The sequence below is a fragment of the Streptomyces sp. NBC_00096 genome, from assembly GCF_045041305.1.
In the GTDB taxonomy this organism is placed as follows: domain Bacteria; phylum Actinomycetota; class Actinomycetes; order Streptomycetales; family Streptomycetaceae; genus Streptomyces.
The window spans coordinates 1,119,947-1,145,146 of sequence record NZ_CP108221.1 but is presented as its reverse complement, the minus strand read 5'-3'; the positions used below and the strand labels follow the sequence as shown (position 1 = coordinate 1,145,146).

The window sequence follows — 25,200 nt, the reverse complement described above, 5'->3', positions numbered from 1 at the left end:
TACTTGCCGGTAACCGGCATGCACAGCCCTCCCGGAAGGAGCGGCGAAGGTCACACTCCCACCCCGCCCCTCACCAGCCGCGCCACCGGCCGGGAGGCGGGCGCGGCAGAGCCCCCCGGCCGTGAGGGGCGGGGGGCTCTGTCCAGGGGCGTGCGGTGCGTCAGTCCTCGGTCACGGCCAGGGCCGTGACCAGCGCGTTGGTCACCTGTTCGATCTGCCACGGGCGGGCGCCGTAGCCGGCCAGGGCCTCGGCCACCGCGTCGGGCTCCAGCCGCTCCGGCGGCTCCCAGCACAGCCGGCGGACCGTGTCGGGGGTGATCAGGTTCTCCTGCGGCAGGTTCAGCCCCTCCGCCAGCGCCGAGACGGCCGTGCGGGCCGCCGCGAGCCGCGCCGCGGCCTCGGGGTCCTTGTCGGCCCAGGAGCGCGGGGGCGGCGGACCGGCCGGGGTCGCACCCGGCTGCGGCAGCTCGCTCTCGGGCAGGGCCTTGGCCCGCTCCACGGCGGCCATCCACTGGTCCAGCTGACGCCGGCCCATGCGCTGCCCGTAGCCGGGCAGGGCGGAGAGCGCGTGCACGTTCAGCGGCAGGGCGAGGGCGGCCTCGACGATCGCGGCGTCACCCAGCACCTTGCCCGGTGACACGTCACGGCGCTGCGCGATCCGGTCGCGGGACTCCCACAGCTCCCGTACGACGGCCATCTGCCGGCGCCGGCGCACCTTGTGCATGCCGGACGTACGGCGCCACGGATCCTTGCGGGGCGGCGCGGGCGGCGCGGCCGCGATGGCGTCGAACTCCTGGTGGGCCCACTCCAGCTTGCCCTGCCGGTCCAGCTCCTTCTCCAGCGCGTCCCGCAGGTCCACGAGCAGCTCCACGTCGAGCGCCGCGTAGCGCAGCCAGGGCTCGGGGAGCGGCCGGGTGGACCAGTCGACGGCGGAGTGGCCCTTCTCCAGCACGTAGCCGAGGACGCCCTCGACCATCGCGCCGAGCCCGACCCGCGGGAAGCCGGCGAGGCGGCCCGCCAGCTCGGTGTCGAAGAGGGAGGTGGGCGCCATGCCTATTTCGCGCAGGCACGGGAGGTCCTGGGTGGCGGCGTGCAGGATCCACTCGGTGCCGGACAGGGCGTCGCCCAGGGCGGAGAGGTCGGGGCAGCCCACCGGGTCGATCAGTGCGGAGCCGGCGCCCTCGCGGCGCAGCTGCACGAGGTACGCGCGCTGGCCGTAGCGGTAGCCGGAGGCGCGCTCCGCGTCGACGGCGACGGGTCCGGTGCCCGCGGCGAAGGCCGCGACCACCTCGGCGAGCGCGGCGGCGTCGGCGACCACCGGAGGAATGCCCTCACGGGGTTCGAGCAGGGGAACGGGCAGCCCGTCGGACGAAACCTCGTCGTCCGGGGGGCCGCCCCCGGTGGTGGTGCGCAGGCCTGCTGCGGTTTCTTGGGCGTCGGTCACCGGTCAAGGGTATCCGTGGATACGACGCGCCCGTCGCCGGAACGTTCCGGCGACGGGCGCGAGGGGGAAGTACGGACGTTTCCCCGGGTTCTCCGGGAGTTCTCCCGGGGTCCTCCGGGGGGTATCGGCCGGGTCAGTGGATGATCCCGGTGCGCAGGGCGACGGCGACCATCCCGGCCCGGTCGCCGGTGCCCAGCTTGCGGGCGATCCGTGCGAGGTGGGACTTGACGGTCAGGGCGGACAGGCCCATCGAGACGCCGATGGCCTTGTTGGACTGGCCCTCCGCGACGAGGCGCAGGACCTCGACCTCGCGGCCGGAGAGCTCTCGGTAGCCGCCCGGGTGGCTCGGGGCACCCGGGGGGCGGCGGTGCATACGGGCTGCGGCGGCGCCGATGGGGGCGGCGCCGGGCCGGGACGGGAGCCCGATGTTGGTCCGGGTGCCGGTGACGACGTAGCCCTTCACTCCGCCCGCGAGGGCGTTGCGCACGGCGCCGATGTCGTCGGCGGCGGACAGGGCCAGGCCGTTGGGCCAGCCGGCGGCGCGGGTCTCGGAGAGCAGGGTGAGACCGGAACCGTCGGGCAGGTGCACGTCGGCCACGCAGATGTCGCGCGGGCTGCCGATGCGTGGACGGGCCTCCGCGATGGACGAAGCCTCGATCACGTCGCGTACTCCGAGGGCCCACAGATGGCGGGTCACGGTGGAGCGTACGCGCGGGTCGGCCACGACGACCATGGCCGTCGGCTTGTTCGGGCGGTAGGCGACCAGGCTTGCGGGCTGCTCGAGAAGAACGGACACCTAGGCCTCCTGGGGGGAGTGGCGGGACGGCCGGCTCGGGGAAGGAAGCCGGTGCGAACCGTGCGGATGGTCACTGACTCCTTCGGCACGTCACCCGCCCGGCTTTAGGGAATGATCACGATTTGGTGAGTAACAATTCGGGCAATTCGGACGCACGATCGATCATCGGGTGATCAGAAGCCCGCAACGGACGCCCGGTTGCGACATTCGTCCGGGATCCGTCGCATGCTTCGACCGCGTGTGCTGCCAGTGCTGTGGCCGGCGGTGCCGCGGCCGGAGAGGTCCACCGGGCCGCGGTGCTAGCCCTGGGGGTGGTGCGGACCGCGTCGCTGCGGCAGCGTGACCACGCCGGTCACCGTCTCGGTCGGACCGACCGGCGGCAGCCCCGCGATCTGGCACAGCAGTTCGCACCACGCCGACAGGTGTGCGGCGGTGTCCGGCACCCCGCCCACGCCCTCGCGCGGCGTCCACGACGCCCTGATCTCGATCTGGGTCGCCGGCCGCCGCTCCCCGAGCCCGCCGAAGTAGTGCGAGGCGGCCATGGTCACGGTCCCGCTCGCCTCCCCGTACGTCAGCCCGCGGGCGTCCAGCGCCCCCGTCAGCCAGGACCAGCACACCTCCGGGAGGAGCGGGTCCACGGCCATCTCCGGCTCCAGTTCCGCCCGTACGAGCGTCACCAGCCGGAAGGCTCCCTGCCAGGCGTCGTGCCCGGCCGGGTCGTGCAGGAGGATGAGCCGGCCGTCGGCCAGGTCCTCCTCGCCGTCCACGACCGCCGCCTCCAGCGCGTACGCGTGCGGGGCCAGTCTCTGTGGTGGCTTGGTGGGGTCGATCTCGATCCCCTGCCGCAGCCTCGCCTTCTTCAAGCCGTCGACCGCCCGCCGGAACGGGAGCGGGACGGAGCTCTCCTTCGCGCTGTCCGTACCGTCAGCGCCATCTGAAAATCGTCCCTGAGCCGCAGCCATGCGGGGAAGACTAGGCGGAACGAGCGCCCGTACGGCGCAGGGACACCCGCGCCGGGCCGGGCACTTCTTCATACGTGCGAAGATTTGAGTCGTGAGCGCCAACACCCGCCCCACGGGCACGCCGAGCCAGACGTACGATTCCGCCTTCCTGAAGGCGTGCCGGCGTGAGCCGGTGCCGCACACCCCGGTGTGGTTCATGCGGCAGGCGGGCCGTTCGCTCCCCGAGTACCGCAAGCTGCGCGAGGGCACGCAGATGCTGGAATCCTGCATGCGGCCCGACCTGGTCACCGAGATCACGCTGCAGCCCGTCCGCCGCCACAACGTGGACGCGGCCATCTTCTTCTCCGACATCGTGGTCCCGCTGAAGGCCATCGGCATCGACCTGGACATCAAGCCGGGCATCGGCCCGGTCGTCGCCCAGCCGATCCGCCGCCGCGAGGACCTCGCACAGCTGCGCGACCTCACCCCGGAGGACGTCTCCTACGTCACCGAGGCGATCGGCATGCTCACGGGTGAACTGGGCTCCACGCCGTTGATCGGTTTCGCCGGTGCGCCTTTCACCCTCGCGAGCTACCTGGTCGAGGGCGGCCCGTCCAAGAACCACGAGCACACCAAGGCCCTCATGTACGGGGACCCGGAGCTCTGGGCCGATCTGCTCGACCGCCTCGCGGAGATCACCTCGGCCTTCCTCAAGGTCCAGATCGAGGCCGGCGCCTCCGCCGTCCAGCTCTTCGACTCCTGGGTCGGCGCGCTCGCCCCGGCGGACTACCGCCGCTCGGTGATGCCCGCGTCGGCGAAGGTCCTGGAGTCCGTCGCCTCCTACGGGGTCCCGCGCATCCACTTCGGCGTGGGCACGGGCGAGCTCCTCGGCCTCATGGGCGAGGCCGGCGCGGACGTCATGGGCGTCGACTACCGGGTCGCGCTGAACGAGGCCGTCCACCGGGTCGGCCCCGGCAAGGCGCTCCAGGGCAACCTGGACCCGGCGGTCCTCTTCTCCACCCCGGAGGCGGTGGAGGCCAAGACGGACGAGGTCCTCGCCGCGGCCGCCGGCCTGGAGGGCCACATCTTCAACCTGGGCCACGGCGTCCTCCCGACGACCAACCCGGACGCCCTGACCCGCCTGGTGGACTACGTCCACACGCGGACGGCGGTCTAGCGGCCCCCCCTTGCGGCCCGGCTGCCGGAGCCCCGGCAGCCGGGCCGCAAGGGTCCGCCTACACCCCCGCCGCGCGAACCGCGGTCACCGCCTTTCGGGCCGCCACCAGGACGGGGTCCCAGACCGGGGAGAACGGGGGCGCGTAGCCCAGGTCCAGCGCCACCACCTGCTCCACCGTCATACCGGCCGTCAGGGCCACCGCGGCGATGTCCACCCGCTTTGCGGAACCCGCGCCGCCGACGATCTGGACGCCCAGGAGGCGGCCCGTGCGCCGCTCCGCCAGCATCTTGACCGTCATCTCCTCGGCCCCCGGGTAGTAGCCCGCCGTGTTCGTCGAGCGGATGGTGGCGGTGACGAAGCGCAGGCCCACCGCCAGGGCGTCCCGCTCGCGCAGACCCGTACGGGCGATCTCCAGGTCGCAGACCTTGCTCACGGCCGTGCCCACCACACCGGGGAAGGTCGCGTAGCCACCGCCCACGTTCGAGCCGATGACCTGGCCGTGCTTGTTCGCGTGCGTGCCCAGCGGGATGTGCCGCATGCGGCCCGCCACCAGGTCCAGTACCTCCACGCAGTCGCCGCCCGACCAGATGTTCCCGTGTCCCCGCACCCGCATGGAGAGGTCGGTCAGCAGACCGCCGGACTCGCCGAGCGGGAGGCCCGCCGCGCGGGCCAGCGCCGTGCGCGGCTCGACGCCGATGCCGAGCACCACGACGTCCGCCGGGTACTCCTCGCCCGAGGCCGTGGCCACCGCGCGGGCCCGGCCCTCCTCGTCCTGGAGGATCTTCGTCACCTCGGCACGGGCGACCGTACGGATCCCCATGCCGTTCATCGCGCTGTGCACCAGGCCGCCCATGTCCGGGTCCAGCGTGGACATCGGCTGCTCGCCCCGGTGCAGCACGGTGACCTCGAAGCCCCGCCCGACCAGGGCCTCCGCCATCTCCACGCCGATGTAGCCCGCGCCGACCACGACCGCCCGGCGGCCCGGGGCCCGTTCCAGGGAGTCCGTCAGGCGCTGCCCGTCGTCCAGGGTCTGCACCCCGTGCACCCCGTGCGCACCGATGCCCGGCAGCCGGGGCCGGACCGGGCGGGCACCCGTGGCGAGGACGAGCTTGTCGTACTCCGTCCAGTACTCGGACCCCGAGTCCAGATCCCGGGCACGCACCCGCTGCCCCGCGAGGTCGAGCTCCACGACCTCCGTCCGGGTCCGCAGGTCGATGTCCCGCGCCCGGTGCTCCTCGGGCGTCCGGGCGATCAGCTCGTCCCGGCCGCCGACCCGGCCGCCGATCCAGTACGGGATCCCGCACGCGGAGTACGAGGTGAAGTGCCCGCGCTCGAAGGCGGTGATCTCCAGCTCCGCCGGGCCCTTCAGCCGCCGGGCCTGTGACGCGGCGGACATCCCCGCCGCGTCACCGCCGACCACCACCAGCCGTTCCCTGCTGTTCGCCATCCGCCCCTACCGCCTTCCCCGCAGCCTTCGTCCGACGGGGCAACGCTACGGGCGAACGGGCGTTCAGTCCCGGACGTCCGGCCGCGGACCCGCCGGATCCGCCGAGTCCGCCGGAGCACCGGCCGCCGGACCACCGGCCGGAGGCGTCACCGGACCACCGGCCGCAGGAGCCGTCTGCCACAGCGGACCGGGCTGCGCCGGAACCCGCATCGGGGCCGGACCCGTCTTCGGCTTCGCCGGCCGCCACTTGCGGTGCTGCCGGAAAGCGAGCGCCAGCACCGCGCCCGTCAGCAGGAAGGGAGAGGCGGCGGCGAGCGCCATCAGCAGGTACTTGATCAGGGTCGCGAAGACGTACCAGCCGCCGACCAGGGCGTCCGCGAACCCCGGCGCCTTCTCCGGCGCCTTCTCCTCGGCCTTCGCCGGCTCCGAGAACGTCAGCGTGATCGTGCCGAGCGCGGTCTGGTCCTTCAGGGCCGTCTGCTGCGCGAGCAGCGACTCCAGATCGGACTGGCGCTTGCTGAGCTCGGCCTCCAGCGTGACCACTTCGCTCAGCCCCGAGGCCTTCTCCATCATCTCGCGCACCCGCGCCACGCTCGCCTGCTGCGATTTGACCCGGCTGTCGACGTCCGCGACCTTCTGCGTCACGTCCTGCGCCTCGACCTTGCGGTCGAGCAGTTTCCCGCTCCCCTCCATCGCGGTCAGTACCGCGTCGAAGCGCTCGCCCGGCACCCGCAGGGTCACGGTCGAGGTCATCGCCCCGCCGCCGTCACGCTTGGTGGTCTCGTTGCCCACGTACCCGCCCGCGCCCTCCGCCGCCGTCCGGGCCCCGGCCGTCGCCTTCTGGGCGTCCGCCGTCTCCACGCTCAGCGTCGCCGTGCGGATGATCTGCGCGCGTACGGCCGGGGCCTGCGGCTGGTTCTTGTCCGAAGCCGGCGCCGGGGCGCCCGGCGCGGCCGGGGCCGCCGCCGCCCCCTTCCCGGCCGCCTCCTGCTGTTGCTGCGGGGCCGCCGCGTCCGCCTTGCCGTCGCTCCCGGCGGCGCAGCCGGTGAGCACCAGCGCCCCCGTCAGGGAGAGCGCGGCCAGGGCCGTCGCCGAACGCCGTCCGCGGCCTCCGTGACGTCTGGGCTGGGTGTGCTGGGCGGGCTGGGTGTGCATCGTTGGGTACCCCCGGGAATCGCCGGATGCGCTGATGTCGCCCCTTCGACGCCCCGGTCCCCGCCCCGGGTTTCGTACGCGCGGTCCCGAGCTGATGCCGAAGCGGTCACGGTCAGGCCTCGGTGATCTCCCGACGAGCGGTCTGAGACGATGTGTCCATGCACGAAGCGGACACGCGTACGGACCGGCCGGCCCCCACCGGCCACGTCGTCGTCATCGGCGGCGGCATCGCCGGCCTCGCGGCGGCCCACCGGCTGCTCGCCGACGGCCTGCGCGTCACGCTCCTGGAGGCCGGCCCGCGCCTCGGCGGCAAGCTGCTCGCGGGCGAACTGGCCGGCCTGCGCGTCGACCTCGGCGCCGAATCCGTGCTCGCCCGCCGCCCCGAAGCCCTCGCGCTGGCCCGCGCCGTCGGCCTCGGCGACGCCCTGCAGCCGCCCGCCACCGCCACCGCCCGCCTGTGGACCCGCGGCGAACTGCGCCCCATGCCCGGCCGCCACGTCATGGGCGTCCCCGGCGACCTCGGCCCGCTCGCCGCCTCCGGAGTGCTCTCCGCCGAGGGCCTGGCCCGGGCCGGGGCCGAGGATACGCTCGCGCCCGCCGGGAGCGCTGCGATCGGCGAGGACGTGGCCCTCGGCGAGTACGTCGCCGCCCGCCTCGGCCGCGAGGTCGTCGACCGGCTCGTGGAACCGCTCCTCGGCGGGGTCTACGCCGGCAACTCCTACCGCATCTCCATGCGGGCCGCCGTCCCCCAGCTCTTCGAGGCCGCCCGCACGCACGCCTCCCTGGGCGAGGGCGTACGGGACCTGCAGCGCCGGGCCGCCCTCGCGGGCCAGACCGGCCCCGTCTTCTCCGGCATCGACGGCGGCATCGGGCGGCTCCCGCTCGCCGTCGCCGAGGCCTGCCGGACGGCCGGAGCCCGCCTCCTCACCGACACCCCCGCGCACGAGCTGACCCGTACCGCCACCGGGTGGCGCGTGGTCGCCGGTACCCCCGGCAGCCCGGGCGGCGCCGAGGTCATCGAGGCCGACGGCATCGTCCTGGCCACCCCGGCCGGACCCGCCGCCCGGCTGCTGGACGGGCTCGCCCCCGCGGCCGCCGCCGAGCTGCGCGGGGTCGAGTACGCCTCCATGGCCCTGGTCACGATGGCCTTCCGGCGCTCCGACCTGCCGGCCGCGATCGCCGACGGCGGCGCGAGCGGCTTCCTCGTACCGCCCGTGGACGGCCGGACGATCAAGGCCTCGACCTTCTCCAGCAACAAGTGGGCCTGGGCGGGGACCGATCCCGAGCTCTTCCTGCTGCGCACCTCCGTCGGCCGGCACGCCGACGAGGCCGATCTGGGGCGCTCCGACGAGGAACTGGTCGACGTCTCCCGCGCCGACCTCGGCGACGCCGTGGGCCTCGCGGCCGCCGCCCGCCCGGTCGCCTCCACCGTCACCCGCTGGGAGGGTGGCCTGCCCCAGTACCCCGTCGGCCACCTCGGCCGGGTGGCCAGGATCCGCACCGCCGTGGCGGCGCTGCCGGGCCTCGCGGTGTGCGGAGCGCTGTACGACGGGGTCGGCATCCCGGCCTGCATCGCGAGCGCGGGCAAGGCCGCTGACGTGGTGATCGCCACGTTGGGCACCCGTGGGGCACCCCTGGCACCGACCACTGATCAGCACACGGGACAATAGACACATGACTGCACCAGAGAAGATTCCCAACGCGGGGAAGAAGGCGAAGGACCTCAACGAGGTCATCCGCTACACCCTGTGGTCCGTCTTCAAGCTGAAGGACGTGCTGCCCGAGAACCGCGTCGGCTTCGCCGACGAGGTCCAGGAGCTGTTCGACCAGCTGGCCGCCAAGGACATCACCGTCCGCGGCACCTATGACGTCTCCGGCCTGCGCGCCGACGCGGACATCATGATCTGGTGGCACGCGGAGACCTCCGACGAGCTGCAGACCGCGTACAACCTGTTCCGCCGCACCCAGCTGGGCCGCGCGCTGGAGCCGGTCTGGTCGAACATGGCCCTGCACCGCCCGGCCGAGTTCAACAAGTCGCACATCCCGGCCTTCCTGGCCGACGAGACGCCGCGCGACTACGTCAGCGTCTACCCCTTCGTGCGCAGCTACGACTGGTACCTGCTGCCCGACGAGGACCGTCGCCGCATGCTCAAGGACCACGGCATGATGGCCCGCGGCTACCCCGACGTGCGCGCCAACACCGTCGCCTCCTTCTCGCTCGGCGACTACGAGTGGCTGCTGGCCTTCGAGGCCGACGAGCTGTACCGCATCGTCGACCTCATGCGCCACCTGCGCGCCTCCGAGGCCCGTATGCACGTCCGTGAAGAGGTGCCCTTCTACACCGGACGCCGCAAGTCCGTCGCCGATCTGGTGGCCGGACTCGCCTGATACCTCCCCTGGGGGGAAGGACCGGAGGACCGCTGACCGCGGTTCTGCCGGTGGATCGGGAGGCCTTGCCCCCGAATCGACGCAGCCGGAGATCCCGCCCGGAAGTTCAGACGACTGGCGGCAGCAGTGCCCTGGGGTGCCCCTCGGCGCTGGCTGCCCGGTCGTCCAGCGACACCGGTGCGGGCTCCGGATGCGGCGCACACGAGACGCTCCGCCCCGGAGTGTCACCCGTCAGCAAGTACCGCTCCACGTGGGCGTCCACGCAGTCATTGCGTCCGCCGACCACCCCGTGGGTGCCGGCCCCCCGCTCCGTCAGCAGCGCCGCCCGCGGCCCGAGCCGCCGCTGGAGCTCCAGCGCGCCCGGGTACGGGGTGGCGCCGTCCCGCTCGGCCGCGACGACCAGCGTGCGGGGGAGCGGGACGTCAGGGCGTTCGCCCACGTCGACCGGCTGCTGCCGCTCGCGCACCGGCCAGTCGGCGCAGGGCAGGTTCAGGAAGGCGTTGGCCCAGGTCTCGAAGGGGGCCGTGCGGGCCAGTTCGGTGTTGTCGCGGTCCCAGGTCTCCCAGTCGGCGGGCCACGGCGCGTCGTTGCACAGGGTCGCCGTGTAGACGGCCGTCGCGTTCTCGTCCTCGGCCGCGGTCGCCGGGTCCGGGGCGGCGAGCTCGACGAGCGGGCCCGGATCACCGCGCAGGAACGCCGCCAGGGCCGCCGCGCGACCCGGCCACACCTCGTCGTAGTACGCGGCCTGCAGGTACGCGGAATGCAGCTCCCCGGTGCCCACCACCCCGCCCGCCGGTTCCCGCTCGAGCGCGGCCCGCACCCGGTCGTAACTCGCCTGCACGGCCTCGGGGGTGGCGCCGAGCCCGTACGCCGCGTGGTGACGGGCCGTCCAGGCGCGGAAGTCGGCCCAGCGGCGCTCGAACCCGGTCGCCTGGTCGAGGTTGTTGCGGTACCAGACGCGGCGGGGGTCGGGGTCGACGGCCGAGTCGAAGACCATCCGGCGCACGTGGCCGGGGTAGAGCGTGGCGTAGACCGCGCCCAGGTAGGTGCCGTACGAGGCCCCCATGAAGGTCAGCCGCGGCTCGCCGAGCGCGGCGCGCAGCACATGGAGGTCACGGGCGTTGTTCAGGGTGGTGTACGAGCCGAGGGCGGCACCGGCCCGCTGCGCGCAACCGAGCCCGTAGGCTCGCGCGGCCACCGTACGGGCCTCCTTGGCGGCGGCGTCCGGCTGGGCTTCCGGGGCCCGGGACGGGCCGCGGGAGTGGTCCGCCGGGTCCTGGCAGGACAGTGGCCGCCCGGACAGGCCGACTCCGCGCGGGGCGTAGCCGACGAGGTCGTAGGCGGCGGAGATGCGGCGCCACTCGGGCAGGCCGGCCACGAGCGGGAAGAACAGCCCGTTCCCGCCGGGGCCGCCGGGGTTGTAGACGAGGGCCCCCTGGCGCGGGACCCCGCCGGAGGCGGCGATCCGGCTGACGGTGATCCCGGTCTGAGGTCCGTCGGGCCGCGCGTAGTCGACGGGCACCCGCAGTGTGGCGCACCGCACGTCCGGGCCGAGCCCCTCGGCGACGGGGCACGGCCCGAAGTCGAGCCCCGCTCCGGCGGGGTCTGCGGTGGGGCTTCCGGCGGGGCCCGCTCCGCGGGGCCGGCCGGCCGGGCCCGGCTTCGGCGCTCCGGCGCCGGGGAGCCGCGCGGCCGCCGCTGCGCGCAGCGCCACGAGCTCGGCCCCGGCGGCCTCGGCGGCCCGCCGGGCCGTGGAGCCGGGCGGGGCGGCCGGCGGGGCGGCGGGCGGGGCCGGGGGCGCGGCCCATGCTGCGGCCGGGACGAGGGGCAGGACCAGCAAGGCCGCGGCCAGTGCACCACGCATCCGCATCCGCGTCTGAATCCGCGTTCGAATCCGCATCTGCGTCCGCATGCCAGGGCCCTCGTCTCATCGGATGACCCGATGAGATCCGCGGAGCGGGCCCCTGTACAGGATCGAGCGCCGGTGTCGCGCTCAATACCCCCGTTGCCGCGGAATCCGACCCCGATTGCCGCAGGCGAGCGCCGCCCGCACCTCGGGATCGGTGACCGCGCGGAGCCCCCGCAGCGCCACCGCCGTGAGCGACCCCTGCCCGCCCCGCTCCCGCCCCAGCTCCACGAGCAGTCTCCGCCCGGCGGGGGAGGCCCAGGTCGAGTGCGCGTGCCCCTCGACGCGGGCGATGGCCAGGCAGCCCGCGCACAGGATCAGCGGCAGGGCGAACCAGCACAGGATCATCGTCGTCGTGGTCCCCGGCGCCGGTACGCACAGGGCCGCCACCGTCATGCCGAGGACCAGGAGCGTGGCCCGCCGGACCGACCGGATGCCCTCGCCGATCTCCCGTACGGACCCCTGGCCCAGCGCGAGACCCGCTTCGCCCAGCCGGTCCGCGAGGTCCCGTACGGCCGGATCCCGTTCCACGGCCGACCGTATGGCCAGCACCTCTTCCTGCCCGTCCGGCCCGAACGCGCCGAGTACGGACCGCTCGTGCGGATCGCGCCCGACCGGGTCGAGCACGGTGGCCCAGCCGGTGTGCGCGAGCAGCAGCCGCCGCTCGCGCTGCATCGACAGCAGGGTCAGCTCGGCCACCCGCTGCGGGCCGCCGGCGAGGTACGCGGCCTCGTACAGGCTCAGCCCGTCGTGGTGCGGCGCGGCGGCGGGCCCGGCGACGGGCTCCGCGGTCTCACCGGCGGCTCTCAGCAGGCGCGCGGACGCGATCAGCACCCCCGCCCAGGCCAGGAGGAGGAACAGGACCCAGAACATTCCCGCTTTCTACAAGATGTGGAACCACCGGGCATAGGGATCTGCCGAGGTGTGAGCAGCTCGTGACGGGTCCGTGATGGATGGTCAGGAGCTGCTGCCACAACTGGAACTGGACGAACTGCCACAACTCGAACTACTGCTGGAACAGCTCGATCCGCCGCCCCCGCAACTGCTCCCGGAGGACCCGCAGCCGGACCCCGGGGAGGAGCCGCAGCTCGATCCGGACCCGCAGCTCGATCCGCCCGACCCGCCGCCGTCGGCACCCGCGCACCAGACGACCGGGATCGCCTCGGCCCCGGAGGCCCAGGACGAGTCCGAGGTACTGGAATGCGGACGGGACTGGGCCGCCGCCAGCCGGGTACCGCGGGCCGCCGGGACCAGCTGCTCGCGCAGATAGGGGTCCCGCAGTCCGGCCAGTCCGAACAGGGAGGTCTGGACGTACGGGCTCTGGTCGGCCCGGTAGTGGGCGCGGATGTCGCGCAGCGCCGCGGCCCCCGCCGGGGTGATCCGCCGGCCGGCGCGGGCGGCACCGATGGCGCCCATGACGATTCCGCCCAGCAGAACGGGAAAGACCTCGGCGATGAACGGCACGTGGAACGAGCCGGACCCGCGTTCCAGTACGTAGGCGACGAAGGTCAGCGGCAGGGACAGCACCAGCAGCATCCCGCACACCAGCGCCTGGACCAGCCCGTGGCGCGGCCACCGCCGGCGGCCTCCGGGCGTGGCGATCAGCCCGCGGTCGGCCAGGGCGTCGCCCGTCTCCTGGACGGCCGGGTCACGCATGGCGGCGTAGCGGATCTGGTAGAGCCATCCGGACGGAGCGCCCTCGTGGGCCCGCAGTACGGCCCGCTCGGCGAAGTCGCCGGCCCGCACGCCGGGGCGCAGCTGGACGATGCCGGGCCCGCCGACCACCATCCGGCCGTCACAGAGCAGGGAGACGAGCGCCGCGTCGACGACCGCGCCGGGACCGCCCGCCATGAACGCGGCCTCGGACAGGTCGTGCAGGCGCGGAGCCGGGCCGAGGGTGGAAGGACGCGAGCGGCGCACACCGCGCAGCAGGACGACGCCGGAGGTGATGACGCCGATCCAGACGGCCACGGCGATGAAGTCGAAGAGGTTCACGCCGCTCTCCCCACCAGGGCGCGGGCCCAGCGCACGGCCCGGCGCGGCGGCCGGGCCCCGGCCCGGTCCTGCCACCAGAGGGTGAGCCGGCGCCGTGCGGCGGGGTCGGCGGGCAGGTCCCGGATCAGCAGGTGCTCGGCGAAGTCCAGCGCGTCGCGCTGGTATCCGGCGGCCATGGGCCGGTGCCGGGCATAGCTGAGGAACGCCTCCCGGTACGCGTCCTGCCCGCCCAGGATCCCGGGCAGCTCGGGCGCCAGCCGGGCCACGACCCCGGCCCGCTTGGCCGAGAGCGCCCGCGCCTGGATCCGCACCCGCTGCCGGTCGAACCCCTCGGGCACGGGGGTCCCGGCCACCAGCGCCGACAACAACGCGGCCTGCCCGAGCCCGACCCGGGTCCGCACGGAGTCCAACCCGGCCCCACCGGCGTTCGAGTCACGGGTCGAGGCAGAGTCCGGCCCAGCCCCACCGGCGTCCGGGGCGCTGGTCGGGGCAGAGTCCGGTCCGGCCCCGCCGGCGTTTGAGGCGCTGGTCGGGGCAGAGCCGATTCCAGCCTCGCCGGCGTTTGAGGCGCGGGTCCGGGCAGCGCCCGGGGAACGGTGGAAGGGCGGGTAGGGGACAGCCCCCGCAGGGCCGCCCAGCACCCCCCGGATCGCGTCCAGTTCCCCCGCCAGCTCGCCCTCCGGCGGAAAGTCGTCGTCCCGCTCCAGCAACACCCCGGCCGGCTCCACCCGGGCCCGGAGCTCCGCCAGCACGTCCAGGACGACCCGCGGTACGGGATGCGCGTGCGTGTCGTGCCACACCCCACCCCGCTCCACGCCCCCGGCGACGTGCACGTACGCCAGCGCCTCCAGCGGGATCCCGTCCAGCACGGCGGCCGGGTCCTCCCCCCGGTTGACCCGGTTGGTGTGCAGGTTGGCCACGTCGATCAGCAGCCGCACCCCGGTCCGCTCCACCAGCTCGGTCAGGAACTGCCCCTCGGTGAGCTCCTCCCCGGGCCAGGACAGCAGCGCGGCGATGTTCTCCAGCGCGAGCGGCACGGGCAGCGCGTCCTGCGCGATCCGCACGTTCTCGCAGAGCACGTCCAGCGCGTCCCGGGTCCGCGCCACGGGCAGCAGGTGCCCGGCTTCGAGCGCCGGGCCCGGCGCCACCGAGGAGGTCCGTACGAAGGCGATGTGCTCGGTGACCAGCGGAGCCCCCAGCGCCACCGCGCGCTCCCCGAGCGCGGCCAGCTTCGCCGGGTCCGGCCGGTCGGCGCCGCCGAGGCCGAGCGAGACCCCGTGCGGCACCACGCGGACCCCGCGTTCGAGCAGCCGCAGCAGGGACTCGGGAAGGTGGCCGGGGCAGATGTTCTCCGCCACCACCTCGACCCAGTCCAAGCCCGGGAGGGCCTCCACCGCCCGCGCGATCTCCGGCCGCCAGCCGATGCCCACCCCCAGGTGTGCCATGGGCTTCATGTCCCCTCGCCCCCTCTCATCGGTCCGTGTGCCGATGTCATGACCCCGACGGAGTCGAGCCAACCGCCAAGGGGGACGTTCAGAGCAACATTTGAGGTTCCCGGGCCGGGCCCGGCCGACAAGATCCGAAAGAGACGGCCTAGCCCCGGAGCCGCCCCCGCAGCGCCGGATGGTCCGAGACCACCGTGCACGACCCCGGCGCGATCTCCGTGAACCCCGCGTCCCGTACCACCGGCAGCCCGCTCCCGGACAGTTCCGCCCAGCGCTCGCGCGGGGCCGTCCGCACCGCCAGCCGGAAGCCGGAGTCCTGCCACGCGGCGCGCTCGGCGCCGGTCAGCTCCCACCACGCCAGCTGCGCCGCGTGCCCCGCCTGGGCCATCGCCTTGCCGGCCGACATGTCCAGGTCCGGGTTGAGCCAGAGCACCGGAAGCCCGGCCGGCGCGGGTGCGGCCGGTTCCGGGTCGTCGAGGTCGGTGCCGGACACCTGGAGCTTGGCGAGTTCCTTGGGCCAGCCGTCGAGCGGGACCGGCGGGAAGACCCGTACCTCCGACGCGGCACCGTGCACCGTGAGCCCCGGCAGGGCACCGGCCTTGCGCCACTCCGCGCCGCGCGCCCTGCGCACCACCTTGCGGATCCGCGCGTCCTGCCAGTCCCGGACCGCCCCGGCCCACTCGCCCTCGCCGGCCGACCGCTCGTCGGTCAGCAGGACGAGCACCGCGCGCGCGGCCGTCTCCAGGGCGTCGGTCCGGGCCGGCGGCGCGTCCTTCTCGATCCGCACCACCAGCGGCAGCACGAACTGCGGTGCATCGTCGCGGGCGATCCGCTCCTGCCGGAAGGGGCTGTCCGCCCCGACGGCGGGTACCCGGGTGTCGTGGCGCGTGTCCTCGGTGCTCATCCGGCCAAGTCTGCCAGCCTCCGCCTTGCGGATGATGTCGCAGGGGTCCCGGCCGGGTGAGCACCGAGGCGGCCGCCGCGCATCGACCGGGGTGAGTAGGCTCGTACGCATGGACCAGATGGAGCAGAGCGCGCCCGACTCCCCGTACTGCGCCGCCCCCGCCGCCCCCGCCGGACGGGTGGCCGGGCCGCCCTACGCCGACTGCGTGGAGTGCGGCGAGCCCACCGAGTACGGGGTCGCGACACCGGGCATCGTGCTGTGCCCCGTGTGCGAGTGGCAGGACGCGCAGCGCACGGCCTGCTCCGGCTGAGCCCCGGGCTACTTCCCGATGAGTTCGGAGACCTTCACGAAGCGGTAGCCGCGCTTGCGCAGCTCCGGAACGATCTTCCGGACGGCCTCCTCGGTGACCGGGGCGGCGCTGCGCGTGCAGTGCATGACCACGACCGAGCCGGGCTTCACCCCGGACAGGACCTGTTCGGCCACCGCGTCGGGATCCTTCGCGAACGCGTCCCCGCTGACCACGTCCCACTGCACGGCCGTGACCTTGGCCGTGGAGATGGCCCGCAGCGCCTGGTCGTCGTAGCAGCCGCCGGGGAAGCGGAAGTACGGGACGGTGTTGACGGCGCCCGCCTTGCGGAAGGCCTCGAAGGCCCGGTCCACGTCGGCGCGGGCGGCCGCCTCGTCGAGGGTGGGCAGTCCGTAGCAGGGGGACTTGAAGGCGTGGTGGCTGTACGAGTGGTTCGCGATCTCGAAGTTCGGATCGCTGCCCACGGCCTTCGCCTGGTCCGGGTACTGCTCGGCCCAGCGGCCCGTCATGAAGATCGTCGAGGGCACCTTGAGGGTGCGCAGCGTGGAGATCAGCTGCGGGTTGTCGAAGTGCTCGCCACCGGCCGCGCGCGGCCCCTGGTCGGAGGTCATGTCGGCGTCGAAGGTCAGCGCCACCGTCTTGTCGGTGTGCTGCTTCGCCCGCTCGAAGACCGGGGTAAGACCGTTCGGGCCGGGCGCCATGGTCGGGGCCTTGCCGGGAGCCATGGTCGGCGGGGTCCCCGGCCGGCTGCTCTGGGGGCTCGTCCGCGGGGACGCGGACGCGGAGGGCGGAGCGGTGGGGTCCGCTGAGGCCCCCAGACGGGCCCGGCCGCCGGCCTCCGGAGTGCCGCCGCCGGCTCCGCACCCCACGAGGACGCTGCCGAGGGCCGCACCGAGAGCGGCTGCGGCCGCCACCTTGCGCACAGAAATGGTCACGGTCGCAAAATATATGACCATGTGGCGATCGGATGTTCGCGGCGCGCACGCGGGAGGGTTGCGCCGGGCCTCAGGTCTTGAGCAGCCGGGCGCGGCACTCCGCCAGGTCGAAGCCGGCCGCCGGATACTGCGGAGCGATGCCCTCCAGGTGCTCCAGCAACAGTTTGCTGATGGCCCAGTTGCGGTACCACTTGCGGTCCGAGGGCACCACGTACCAGGGCGCGGCATCCGTGGAGCAGCGCTCCAGGGCCAGTTCGTAGGCCTGCTGGTACGCGGGCCACGCAGCCCGCTCCTCGATGTCGCCCGGGTTGAACTTCCAGTGCTTGTCCGGGTTGTCGAGCCGCTCCAGGAGCCGCTTGCGCTGCTCCTCGTAGCTGATGTGGAGGAAGACCTTCACCACGGTCACGCCGTCGTCGGCGAGGGACTTCTCGAACCGGTTGATCTGCGCGTAGCGGCGGCCCAGCTGACTGCGCGGCACCAGGTCGCGGACGCGGGCGATGAGGACGTCCTCGTAGTGCGAGCGGTCGAAGATGCCGATCTCGCCCGGCTGCGGGAGCGCCTTCATGATGCGCCAGAGGAAGGGGTGGTTCTGCTCCTCGGGCGTGGGGGCCTTGAAGGCCTTGATCCGGCAGCCCGAGGGGTTGAACAGGCCGATCACGTGCTTGACCGTGCCGCCCTTGCCGCTGGTGTCCATGCCCTGCAGGACGAGCAGCACGCGGCGGCGGTCCCCGGCGGTGCTGGCGGCGTAGAGCCGCTCCTGGAGGGAGGCGAGCTGTTCGGCCATCTGGGCGGTGGCCGCCACGCCGGCCGCCTTGTCGGTGGGCCCGGCCGGGGTGGCGCCGGGGTGCAGGGCTCCGAGGTCGACGCGCCCGCCGGAGGGGACGCGCAGGAGGGGGCTCAGGGGAGCGTCGTGCCCGCGGCCCTTGCGGGCCCCCTTGGGTGCCTTCGGGGTCTCGGCGGAGATCCGGAGCAGCTCGCGCAGGGAGAGGGGCTTGGACTTCGGCTTGGCCTCGGCGCCGGCCTTGCTCCCGGGCTCGGCGGCGGAGGCGGCCTTGTCGGGCTTGTCCGCCTTGGCGGGCTTCGCCGACCCGGCGGGCTTCGCCGACTCGGCCTTGGCGGGCTTGAGGGCCTTCTCCGCCTTCTCCCCCTTGGCCGGCTTGGAGCCCTTCCCGGCCTCGGCCGTCTTGTCCCCCTCGGCGGGCTCCTCCGCCTTGGCGGGCTTCCCCGGCTTCGCGGCCTCGGTGGCCTTCCGGGGCTTGGCGGCCTTCCCCGCCTTGGCGGGCTTCGTGGCCTTCCCCGGCTTGTCGGCCTTGGCGGGCTTCCCGGGCTCGGTGGCCTTCCCGGGCTTCGCCGTCTTCGCCGACTTCGAGGGGCCGTCCGGCTCGGAGACCTCGTCCGGGGTCCTGCTGTCCTTCTTGGCCACCGCTACCTACCTCAATCCCGTCGGGTCCCTACGATTTTCCAACACATCGGGTGGGATCGCGAGGTGACGAAAGACCAGCGGGGACGGGCCGTAAGGAGGCAGGCGGAGGTAGAAGGGTGGGGGCCGAAGGTCAGTGCCACGGGCCCGTCACCGCGAAGGTGGTCCCGGGCGCGTACGCGTTCACGTACATCGTCCGGGCGTCCGGCGAGAACGTGACCCCGGCGAACTCGCCCCACTCCGGCGCCCCCGGTCCGCCGATGTCGTCGGCGTTGCGGGCCATCGGGTACACCTCCCCGCCCCGGGTCACGCCGAAGACGTACTGCGCGCCGCCGCCGTCCTCGCACACCATCAGGCCGCCGTCGGGGGCCAGGCAGATGTTGTCGGGGGAGTCGCCGGGCAGCCGGGGGTCGGTGGCCGGGCCGAACAGCACGTCCAGCCGGAGCCGGGCGCGCAGCGGGTCGTAGAACCACACCTGGCCGTGGTGGTCGGCGGGGGAGCCCTCGCGGGTGCGGGAGTAGCTGGAGACGAAGTGGACGCCGCCGCCTCCCCAGTAACAGCCCTCCAGCTTCTGCGCGTGGGTGATCCCGCCGGGGCCGAAGTCCTGGAGCCGGATCGGGGTGCCGGACGCGGACGGGTCCGGCACGGGGACCCACTCCGCCGGGAACTCGGCACCCGGCTCGTCCACCACCGCCAGGTTCGCCAGCCCGGGCACCCGCAGCGCCTCCAGCGCGCCGCCGGCGCGCAGCGAGCCGGGGCCGCCGAGGGGGCGGGCGGGCAGGAACCGGTAGAAGAGCCCGAAGGGTTCGACGAAGGCGTCCTCGGTCTCGTAGACCACGCCGCGGTACGGGTCCACGGCGACGGCCTCGTGCGCGAAGCGGCCCATCGCGGTGAGCGGGACCGCACCGGAGCGCAGCGGGTCGGCGGGGTCGACCTCGAAGACGTAGCCGTGGTCGCGGGCGTAACCGGCGGTGCCCGCCCGGTCCTCGGTCTCCTCGCAGGACAGCCAGGTGTTCCAAGGGGTACGCCCGCCCGCACAGTTGACGGCGGTACCGGCCAGGGCGACGCGCTCGGAGGTGACCCGGCCGGTGGCGTCGAGGCCGAGGAGGGTGCAGCCGCCGAGGGCGTACGGGTCGTACGTGAGCCCCTCGACGGGAGGCACGCGCAGGGCCGCGGTGGTCCGGTTCTCGTGGTTGCGGACCAGCCGGACGCGGCCCTTCCCGGCGCCGAAGGCGGCCATGCCGTCGCAGTTGGCCGGGACGGCGCCCTCGCCGGAACGGAGCGGCTCGCCGGCGCGCGAGAGCACCCGGTACGTGAACCCGGCGGGCAGGTCGAGCAGCCCGGCGGGGTCGGCCACGAGCGGTCCGTAGCCCCGGGTGGCGCCCGGTGCGGCGGCTCCGGCGCCCGGCAGCGAGCCCGGCATTGAGCCCGGCACCGCGCCCGCCCCCGGTCCGGCTCCGGCGAAGAGCGCGCCGAGTGCTCCGGTGAAGGCGACCGACCCGGCGGCGAGCAGACTGCGGCGGCTCAGGGACACCGGCGGCATCGCTGGCGTCGACGGCATCGGCAACTCCCGGCGGTGGGGCGGTACATACGACCGGGCCGTGGTACCACGCGGGCCGGTCCGGCCCCGCCCGCCGCGCCGCCGGGTACCCCCTGACGGGCGTACGCCCCCACCGCCGGGCGCAGTTGCCCGGTGCGGCCCCGGCCCCGGCGCGGTGCGGCCGGAGCCGACCGCGCGGGGCCCGGCGGGGATCAGAGCAGGGTGGCCGTCAGGGTGATGGTCGTACCCGTCAGGGCCTGGCTGACCGGGCAGTTCTTCTTGGCGTCCTCGGCGGCCGCGGTGAAGCCATCCTCGTCCAGGCCCGGGACCTCCGCAGCCACGGTCAGGTGGATGCCGGTGATGCCCTCACCGGGCTGGAAGGTCACCTCGGCCTTGGTCTCCACCCGGGTGGGCGGGGTGCCGGCGCCGGCCAGGCCGTGCGAGAGGGCCATCGAGTAGCAGCTGGAGTGCGCGGCGGCGATCAGCTCTTCCGGGCTGGTCTTCCCGTTCGCGGCCTCGGCGCGCGAGGGCCAGGAGACGTCGAACGAGCCCTGGCCCGAGGAATCGAGGGAGACGACGCCCGTACCGTGGAGCAGGTCGCCTTTCCAGACGGTGTGGGAGGAACGCTTGGTGGCCATGGTGGATCCCTTCATGGAAGGTGGGTACGGCCGGGCCGTGGAGACGGCCCGGCGTTCCCAAACCTACTGGGACACCAGGGGCTTCGCGTCGCGCGCCAGTGCGGTGAGCCGTGAGATGGCCCGGAAGTACTTCTTGCGGTAGCCGCCGTTCAGCATTTCTTCACTGAAGAGCCTGTCGAAGGGGAGGCCCGACGCCAGGACCGGTATCTCGCGGTCGTAGAGGCGGTCCGCGAGGACCACCAGGCGCAGCGCCGTCGACTGGTCCGGGACCGCGCCGACGTCGGTGAGGCAGACGGCCGCCACGCCGTCGGTCAGGGCCCCGTAGCGGCTGGGGTGGACCCGGGCGAGGTGCTCCAGGAGGGCGGGGAAGTCGTCGAGGCTCGCGCCCTCGGTGGCGTACGCGGCCTTGGTGACCTCCTCCTCCGAGAACGGCGAGGGGGCTTCGGGCAGGCCGCGGTGGCGGTAGTCCTGGCCGTCGATGCGCAGCGGCCGGAAGTGCGCGGACAGCCCCTGGATCTCCCGCAGGAAGTCGGCGGCGGCGAAGCGGCCCTCGCCGAGCTTGCCGGGCAGGGTGTTGGAGGTGGCGGCCAGCGCCACGCCCTGCTCGACCAGGCGGCTGAGCAGGGAGGAGACGAGGACGGTGTCGCCCGGGTCGTCGAGCTCGAACTCGTCGATGCACAGGAGGCGGTGTCCGCCGAGGGTCTGCACGGTCTGCTGGAAGCCGAGCGCGCCGACCAGGTTGGTCAGCTCCACGAAGGTGCCGAAGGCCTTGAGCGCGGGCTCGGCCGGGGTGGCGTGCCAGAGGGAGGCGAGGAGGTGGGTCTTGCCGACGCCGTAGCCGCCGTCGAGGTAGACCCCGCGCGGAGCGGTGGAGCCGGCCGTGTTCCCCGGGGTCCTCGCGAACCACCGCCGCTTGCCGGAGCCGCTGGCGTGCGCCCCGCCCAGACCCGCGGCGAAGCCGGCGAGGACGGTGACGGCCTCGGACTGGCTCGGCTGGTCCGGGTCCGGGTCGTAGGTGTCGAAGCGCACCGAGTCGAAGCGGGGCGGCGGCACCATCTCGGCCACGAGCCGTTCGGCGGGCACCCGCGGCTCGCGGGCGCAGAGGGACTGCGGTCCCGCGTCGGCTATCGGGGGTCGCCCGGAGGCTGACGCTGAGGGCGAGAGTGAGGTCGACACAGCTCTTCACTCTACGGGGCGTGGCACACTGCACCGATGCGACGCCTGTTCCCTGTGACCGATCAGACATCAGCAGACCGGACCGCCCCGACCGACCCGGCCGACCGCCTCGACCAGACGGTCCCGGCCGACCGGACCGCCCCGACCGACCAGATCGACCAGAGCGACCGCGAGTGGTCGCTGGACGAGCTCGCCGATGCGTACGCGTACCCCCCGCTCGGCCCGGACGGCCACTGGCTGCGCGCCAACATGGTGTCCACCCTGGACGGCGCGGGCCAGCACGACGGCCGTTCGCAGCCCATCTCGGGCGAGACCGACATGCGGATCTTCGGCACCCTGAGGGCGCTGGCCGATGTGGTGGTCGTCGGTGCGGAAACGGTTCGCCAGGAGGGTTACGGCCCCGCGCGGGCCCGGGACGCCTTCGCTGCCCGTCGTAGCGCGGCAGGTCAGGGACCCGCCGCGGTCATCGCCGTGGTCACGGCGAGCCTGAACCTGGACTTCTCGACTCCGCTGTTCACCTCCCCGCTGGCGCCGACCCTGGTGCTCACCGGGGCCGCCGCGCCCGCGGACCGCGTCGCCGAGGCCGTCCGGGCGGGGGTCGAGGTCGTGGTGGCCGGCGACGGGGCGGGCGTGGACCCGGCCCGCATCGTACGGGAGCTCGCGGACCGGGGGCTGCGCCGCCAGCTCACAGAGGGCGGGCCCCGGCTGCTGGGCCAGTTCGTGGCCGCCGACGCGCTGGACGAGCTGTGCCTGACGATCTCGCCGGTGCTCACGGCGGGTGACGCCCAGCGGATCTCCGGGGGGCCTTCCGTCACGGTTCCGCACCGGCTCGCGCCGGCCTGCGTACTGGAAGAGGCCGGGTTTCTCTTCACGCGTTACCGTCGGATCTGAAGAGAGGCGGAATTTGTAGTTCCGCTTAGCTTCCGCTGGGCACATAAGTGGGCAGGTATACGGCGTAGGCCCCGTGCGACAGCGGGGCAGGATGGTTTCCGCAGGGGCCGGCCTACGGCCTCGGCCCACGAAGGAGAGGGCGTCCGTGTTCACGAGCGTATTGATGATCGAGCAGCCGCTGACCCCGGTCGACGTGGACTTCGTCACCACCCTCCACGGAGACGAGCCGGTCTCCTTCGTCGTCCTGATGCAGCCCCGGGGCGACCGGGACCGCCTGCTGCGCGCCATCGACGACGTAGCGCTCGGTGAGCTTCCCGAGGCCATCCACGAGGGTGACGAGCCGGAGGGCGACGCCGCCCGGGGCCCCGCCGAAACGGCCCTCGAACACTCCCTCGCCTCCCTGCGCGCCAAGGGCGCCAAGGCCGTCGGGCAGATCATCGAGGACCACCCGCTCGACAAGCTCAAGGCGGTGGTGGAGGAGACCGGCGCCGACGAGGTGATCGTGCTGACCGCCCCGCACTACGTCGAGGAGTTCTTCCACCGGGACTGGGCCTCCCGGGCGCGCCACAAGGTCGGCGTTCCGGTGCTCAAGCTCTTCGCCCACAAGGAATAGGGTGGAGGCGGCCGGACCTCCGCGTCCGGCCGCCCGCACGCCCTCGATCCTGGAGCTACCTGAATGAAGCCCGGCCTGCCGACCGCCATGGAACGGCCCCACTTCATCGGCATCGGCGGCGCCGGCATGTCCGGCATCGCGAAGATCCTCGCGCAGCGCGGCGCGCAGGTGGCCGGCAGCGACTCCCGTGACTCCGAGACCGCCCAGGCGCTGCGCGCCCACGGCGCCACGGTCCACATCGGGCACGCCGCCGGCCACCTCGCCGACGACGCGACCTGCGTGGTCGTCTCCAGCGCCATCCGCGCCGACAACCCGGAGCTGGCCCGCGCCGCCGAGCTCGGCATCCCCGTCGTGCACCGCTCCGACGCCCTGGCCGGGCTGATGGACGGCCTGCGGCCGATCGCCGTCGCCGGCACCCACGGCAAGACCACCACCACCTCGATGCTGGCCGTCTCCCTCTCGGCGCTGGGCCTGGACCCCTCGTACGCCATCGGCGGCGACCTGGACGCCCCCGGCTCCAACGCCCACCACGGCGAGGGCGACATCTTCGTCGCCGAGGCCGACGAGAGCGACCGCAGCTTCCACAAGTACACGCCGCAGGTCGCGATCATCCTCAACGCCGAGCTCGACCACCACGCGAACTACGCGTCGATGGACGAGATCTACGAGTCCTTCGAGACCTTCGTCGGCAAGGTCCCCGACGGCGGCACCCTGGTCATCGCCCACGGCCAGGCCGGGGCCGCGGAGATCGCCGGCCGGGTCCGCGGCAACGACGGGCTGAACGTGGTCACGTACGGCGAGGAGCCCGGGGCCGACGTCCGGATCACGAAGATCACCCCGCGCGGGCTGACCAGCGAGGTCACCGTCGTCATCGACGGCCGGATGCTCACCTTCACCGTCTCGGTCCCCGGCCGCCACTACGCGCACAACGCCGTCGCGGCCCTCGCCGCCGGTGTCGCACTCGGCATCCCGGCGCACAACCTGGCCTCCGCGCTCGGCAAGTACACCGGGGTCAAGCGCCGCCTCCAGCTCAAGGGAGAGGCGTCCGGGGTCCAGGTCATCGACTCCTACGCGCACCACCCCACCGAGATGACCGCCGACCTGGAGGCCATCCGCGGCGCCGCCGGGGACTCCCGGATCCTGGTCGTCTTCCAGCCGCACCTCTTCTCCCGCACCCAGGAACTCGGCACGGAGATGGGCCGGGCCCTGGCCCTCGCCGACGCCTCCGTGGTCCTGGACATCTACCCCGCCCGCGAGGACCCGGTCCCCGGGGTCACCAGCGAGATCATCATCGCGGCCGCCCGGGCGGCCGGCGCCGACGTCACCCCCGAGCACGACAAGGGGGCCGTCGCGGACGTCATCGCGGGAATGGCCAAGCCCGGCGATCTCGTTCTCACCATGGGTGCGGGCGATGTCACGGACCTGGGGCCGGCCATCCTGGCCCGTCTGTCGAACTGACGGCTCTGGGAAGAGCGGGAAAGCGGGAGAGTAGTCATGTCGTACGAGGTAGAGAAGACGGACGAGCAGTGGCAGGCGGAGCTGACCCCGTCCGAGTACCAGGTGCTGCGCCTCGCCGGGACCGAGCCCGCCTTCCGCGGTGAGTACACGGACACCAAGACGGAGGGCGTCTACTCCTGTCGCGGCTGCGGCTCCGAGCTGTTCCGCTCCACGGAGAAGTTCGAGTCGCACTGCGGCTGGCCGTCCTTCTACGACCCGAAGGACTCCGACGCGGTCGAGCTGAAGGCGGACGTCGCCCACGGCATGGTCCGCACCGAGGTGCTCTGCGCGAAGTGCGGCTCCCACCTGGGCCACGTCTTCGAGGGCGAGGGCTACCCGACCCCCACGGACCAGCGCTACTGCATCAACAGCATCTCCCTGCGCCTGACCCCCGCCACCTGACCGGACCGCCTCCTGACCGGGCCCGCACCCACACCTGGGTGCGGGCCCGGTGCGTTCGAGGCCCGCGGAAGCGGCCCGTGGGGCATGAACCGGCTGACGAGGGCTTCCGTTCTCCAGGTGTACGGCCCACTGTCACGAAAGCAATGCCGACCGGTACCCCGGGGCCGCTGTTCTTGGGGCGCC

General features: G+C 73.8%; 23 protein-coding genes. 8 read left to right on the top strand and 15 right to left on the bottom strand.

What is annotated here, in order from left to right:
* Positions 1-160 precede the first annotated feature (160 nt).
* The 3 genes from OG904_RS04965 to OG904_RS04955 form a co-directional block, all read right to left on the bottom strand.
* Positions 161-1,444, bottom strand: a complete 1,284-nt coding sequence (locus tag OG904_RS04965) for an HRDC domain-containing protein (RefSeq protein WP_405487760.1) — start codon at positions 1,442-1,444, stop codon at positions 161-163.
* A 133-nt stretch (positions 1,445-1,577) separates the two neighbouring features.
* Entirely contained in the window at positions 1,578-2,240 is a 663-nt protein-coding gene (locus OG904_RS04960) for a response regulator transcription factor (protein ID WP_214956508.1), read from the bottom strand.
* 299 nt (positions 2,241-2,539) lie between these two features.
* Positions 2,540-3,202: a DUF3000 domain-containing protein gene (locus OG904_RS04955; protein ID WP_405487757.1), complete on the bottom strand. Its 663-nt coding sequence runs from the start codon at positions 3,200-3,202 to the stop codon at positions 2,540-2,542.
* A 91-nt stretch (positions 3,203-3,293) separates the two neighbouring features.
* On the opposite strand from OG904_RS04955, the gene hemE reads away from it, so the two are divergent.
* Positions 3,294-4,358: a uroporphyrinogen decarboxylase gene (gene hemE / locus OG904_RS04950; protein WP_405487755.1), complete on the top strand. Its 1,065-nt coding sequence runs from the start codon at positions 3,294-3,296 to the stop codon at positions 4,356-4,358.
* A gap of 58 nt (positions 4,359-4,416) precedes the next feature.
* Here hemE and OG904_RS04945 read toward each other — a convergent pair whose 3' ends face one another.
* Together OG904_RS04945 and OG904_RS04940 are read right to left on the bottom strand one after the other, a co-directional pair.
* Positions 4,417-5,805 carry an FAD-dependent oxidoreductase gene (locus OG904_RS04945; protein WP_405487753.1) on the bottom strand — a complete coding sequence of 463 codons (1,389 nt, stop codon included), beginning with the start codon at positions 5,803-5,805 and terminating at the stop codon, positions 4,417-4,419.
* A 63-nt stretch (positions 5,806-5,868) separates the two neighbouring features.
* Entirely contained in the window at positions 5,869-6,960 is a 1,092-nt protein-coding gene (locus tag OG904_RS04940; protein WP_405487751.1) for a DUF4349 domain-containing protein, read from the bottom strand.
* Between the two features lie 158 nt (positions 6,961-7,118).
* Here OG904_RS04940 and hemG point away from each other — a divergent pair, with 158 nt between their 5' ends.
* Together hemG and hemQ are read left to right on the top strand one after the other, a co-directional pair.
* Positions 7,119-8,630 carry a protoporphyrinogen oxidase gene (gene hemG, locus OG904_RS04935; RefSeq protein WP_405487749.1) on the top strand — a complete coding sequence of 504 codons (1,512 nt, stop codon included), beginning with the start codon at positions 7,119-7,121 and terminating at the stop codon, positions 8,628-8,630.
* 4 nt (positions 8,631-8,634) lie between these two features.
* On the top strand, positions 8,635-9,348 hold the full coding sequence (gene hemQ / locus OG904_RS04930) for a hydrogen peroxide-dependent heme synthase (protein ID WP_405487747.1): 714 nt from the start codon (positions 8,635-8,637) through the stop codon (positions 9,346-9,348).
* Positions 9,349-9,454: 106 nt separating this feature from the next.
* Here hemQ and OG904_RS04925 read toward each other — a convergent pair whose 3' ends face one another.
* From OG904_RS04925 to OG904_RS04905, 5 genes are all read right to left on the bottom strand, one after another.
* A complete protein-coding gene (locus tag OG904_RS04925; RefSeq protein WP_405487745.1) occupies positions 9,455-11,218 on the bottom strand; it encodes an alpha/beta hydrolase in 1,764 nt (587 codons plus the stop codon).
* Between the two features lie 123 nt (positions 11,219-11,341).
* A complete protein-coding gene (locus OG904_RS04920; RefSeq protein ID WP_405487743.1) occupies positions 11,342-12,127 on the bottom strand; it encodes a TIGR04222 domain-containing membrane protein in 786 nt (261 codons plus the stop codon).
* Between the two features lie 84 nt (positions 12,128-12,211).
* Complete coding sequence (locus tag OG904_RS04915; protein WP_405487741.1) at positions 12,212-13,249, bottom strand: TIGR04222 domain-containing membrane protein; 1,038 nt, start codon at positions 13,247-13,249, stop codon at positions 12,212-12,214.
* A complete protein-coding gene (locus tag OG904_RS04910) occupies positions 13,246-14,703 on the bottom strand; it encodes a DUF692 domain-containing protein (protein WP_405487739.1) in 1,458 nt (485 codons plus the stop codon). Before OG904_RS04910 ends, OG904_RS04915 begins: the two co-directional genes overlap by 4 nt.
* 139 nt (positions 14,704-14,842) lie before the next feature.
* A complete protein-coding gene (locus OG904_RS04905) occupies positions 14,843-15,598 on the bottom strand; it encodes an aminoacyl-tRNA hydrolase (RefSeq protein ID WP_405487737.1) in 756 nt (251 codons plus the stop codon).
* A 109-nt stretch (positions 15,599-15,707) separates the two neighbouring features.
* Here OG904_RS04905 and OG904_RS04900 point away from each other — a divergent pair, with 109 nt between their 5' ends.
* Entirely contained in the window at positions 15,708-15,908 is a 201-nt protein-coding gene (locus OG904_RS04900) for a hypothetical protein (RefSeq protein WP_405487735.1), read from the top strand.
* An 8-nt stretch (positions 15,909-15,916) separates the two neighbouring features.
* Here OG904_RS04900 and OG904_RS04895 read toward each other — a convergent pair whose 3' ends face one another.
* The 5 genes from OG904_RS04895 to zapE all read right to left on the bottom strand — a co-directional run bounded on the left by OG904_RS04895 (position 15,917) and on the right by zapE (position 21,614).
* On the bottom strand, positions 15,917-16,840 hold the full coding sequence (locus tag OG904_RS04895; protein WP_405487733.1) for a polysaccharide deacetylase family protein: 924 nt from the start codon (positions 16,838-16,840) through the stop codon (positions 15,917-15,919).
* Positions 16,841-16,910: 70 nt separating this feature from the next.
* Positions 16,911-17,813, bottom strand: coding sequence for a polyphosphate kinase 2 family protein (locus OG904_RS04890; protein ID WP_405497771.1), 903 nt, complete (start codon positions 17,811-17,813; stop codon positions 16,911-16,913).
* A 580-nt stretch (positions 17,814-18,393) separates the two neighbouring features.
* Positions 18,394-19,821: an alkaline phosphatase PhoX gene (locus OG904_RS04885; protein ID WP_405487731.1), complete on the bottom strand. Its 1,428-nt coding sequence runs from the start codon at positions 19,819-19,821 to the stop codon at positions 18,394-18,396.
* Between the two features lie 191 nt (positions 19,822-20,012).
* Entirely contained in the window at positions 20,013-20,438 is a 426-nt protein-coding gene (locus OG904_RS04880) for an OsmC family peroxiredoxin (RefSeq protein ID WP_405497769.1), read from the bottom strand.
* Positions 20,439-20,501: 63 nt separating this feature from the next.
* Positions 20,502-21,614 carry a cell division protein ZapE gene (gene zapE, locus OG904_RS04875; protein ID WP_405487729.1) on the bottom strand — a complete coding sequence of 371 codons (1,113 nt, stop codon included), beginning with the start codon at positions 21,612-21,614 and terminating at the stop codon, positions 20,502-20,504.
* A gap of 36 nt (positions 21,615-21,650) precedes the next feature.
* Here zapE and OG904_RS04870 point away from each other — a divergent pair, with 36 nt between their 5' ends.
* The 4 genes from OG904_RS04870 (at position 21,651) to msrB (ending at position 25,017) form a co-directional block, all read left to right on the top strand.
* Positions 21,651-22,505: a pyrimidine reductase family protein gene (locus tag OG904_RS04870; RefSeq protein ID WP_405487727.1), complete on the top strand. Its 855-nt coding sequence runs from the start codon at positions 21,651-21,653 to the stop codon at positions 22,503-22,505.
* A 145-nt stretch (positions 22,506-22,650) separates the two neighbouring features.
* Positions 22,651-23,118 (top strand): indole-3-glycerol phosphate synthase, encoded by a 468-nt coding sequence (locus OG904_RS04865; protein WP_405487725.1) that lies wholly within the window; start codon positions 22,651-22,653, stop codon positions 23,116-23,118.
* Between the two features lie 63 nt (positions 23,119-23,181).
* A complete protein-coding gene (murC, locus tag OG904_RS04860) occupies positions 23,182-24,576 on the top strand; it encodes a UDP-N-acetylmuramate--L-alanine ligase (protein WP_405487723.1) in 1,395 nt (464 codons plus the stop codon).
* Positions 24,577-24,612: 36 nt separating this feature from the next.
* Positions 24,613-25,017 (top strand): peptide-methionine (R)-S-oxide reductase MsrB, encoded by a 405-nt coding sequence (gene msrB / locus OG904_RS04855; RefSeq protein ID WP_405487721.1) that lies wholly within the window; start codon positions 24,613-24,615, stop codon positions 25,015-25,017.
* Positions 25,018-25,200 lie beyond the last annotated feature (183 nt).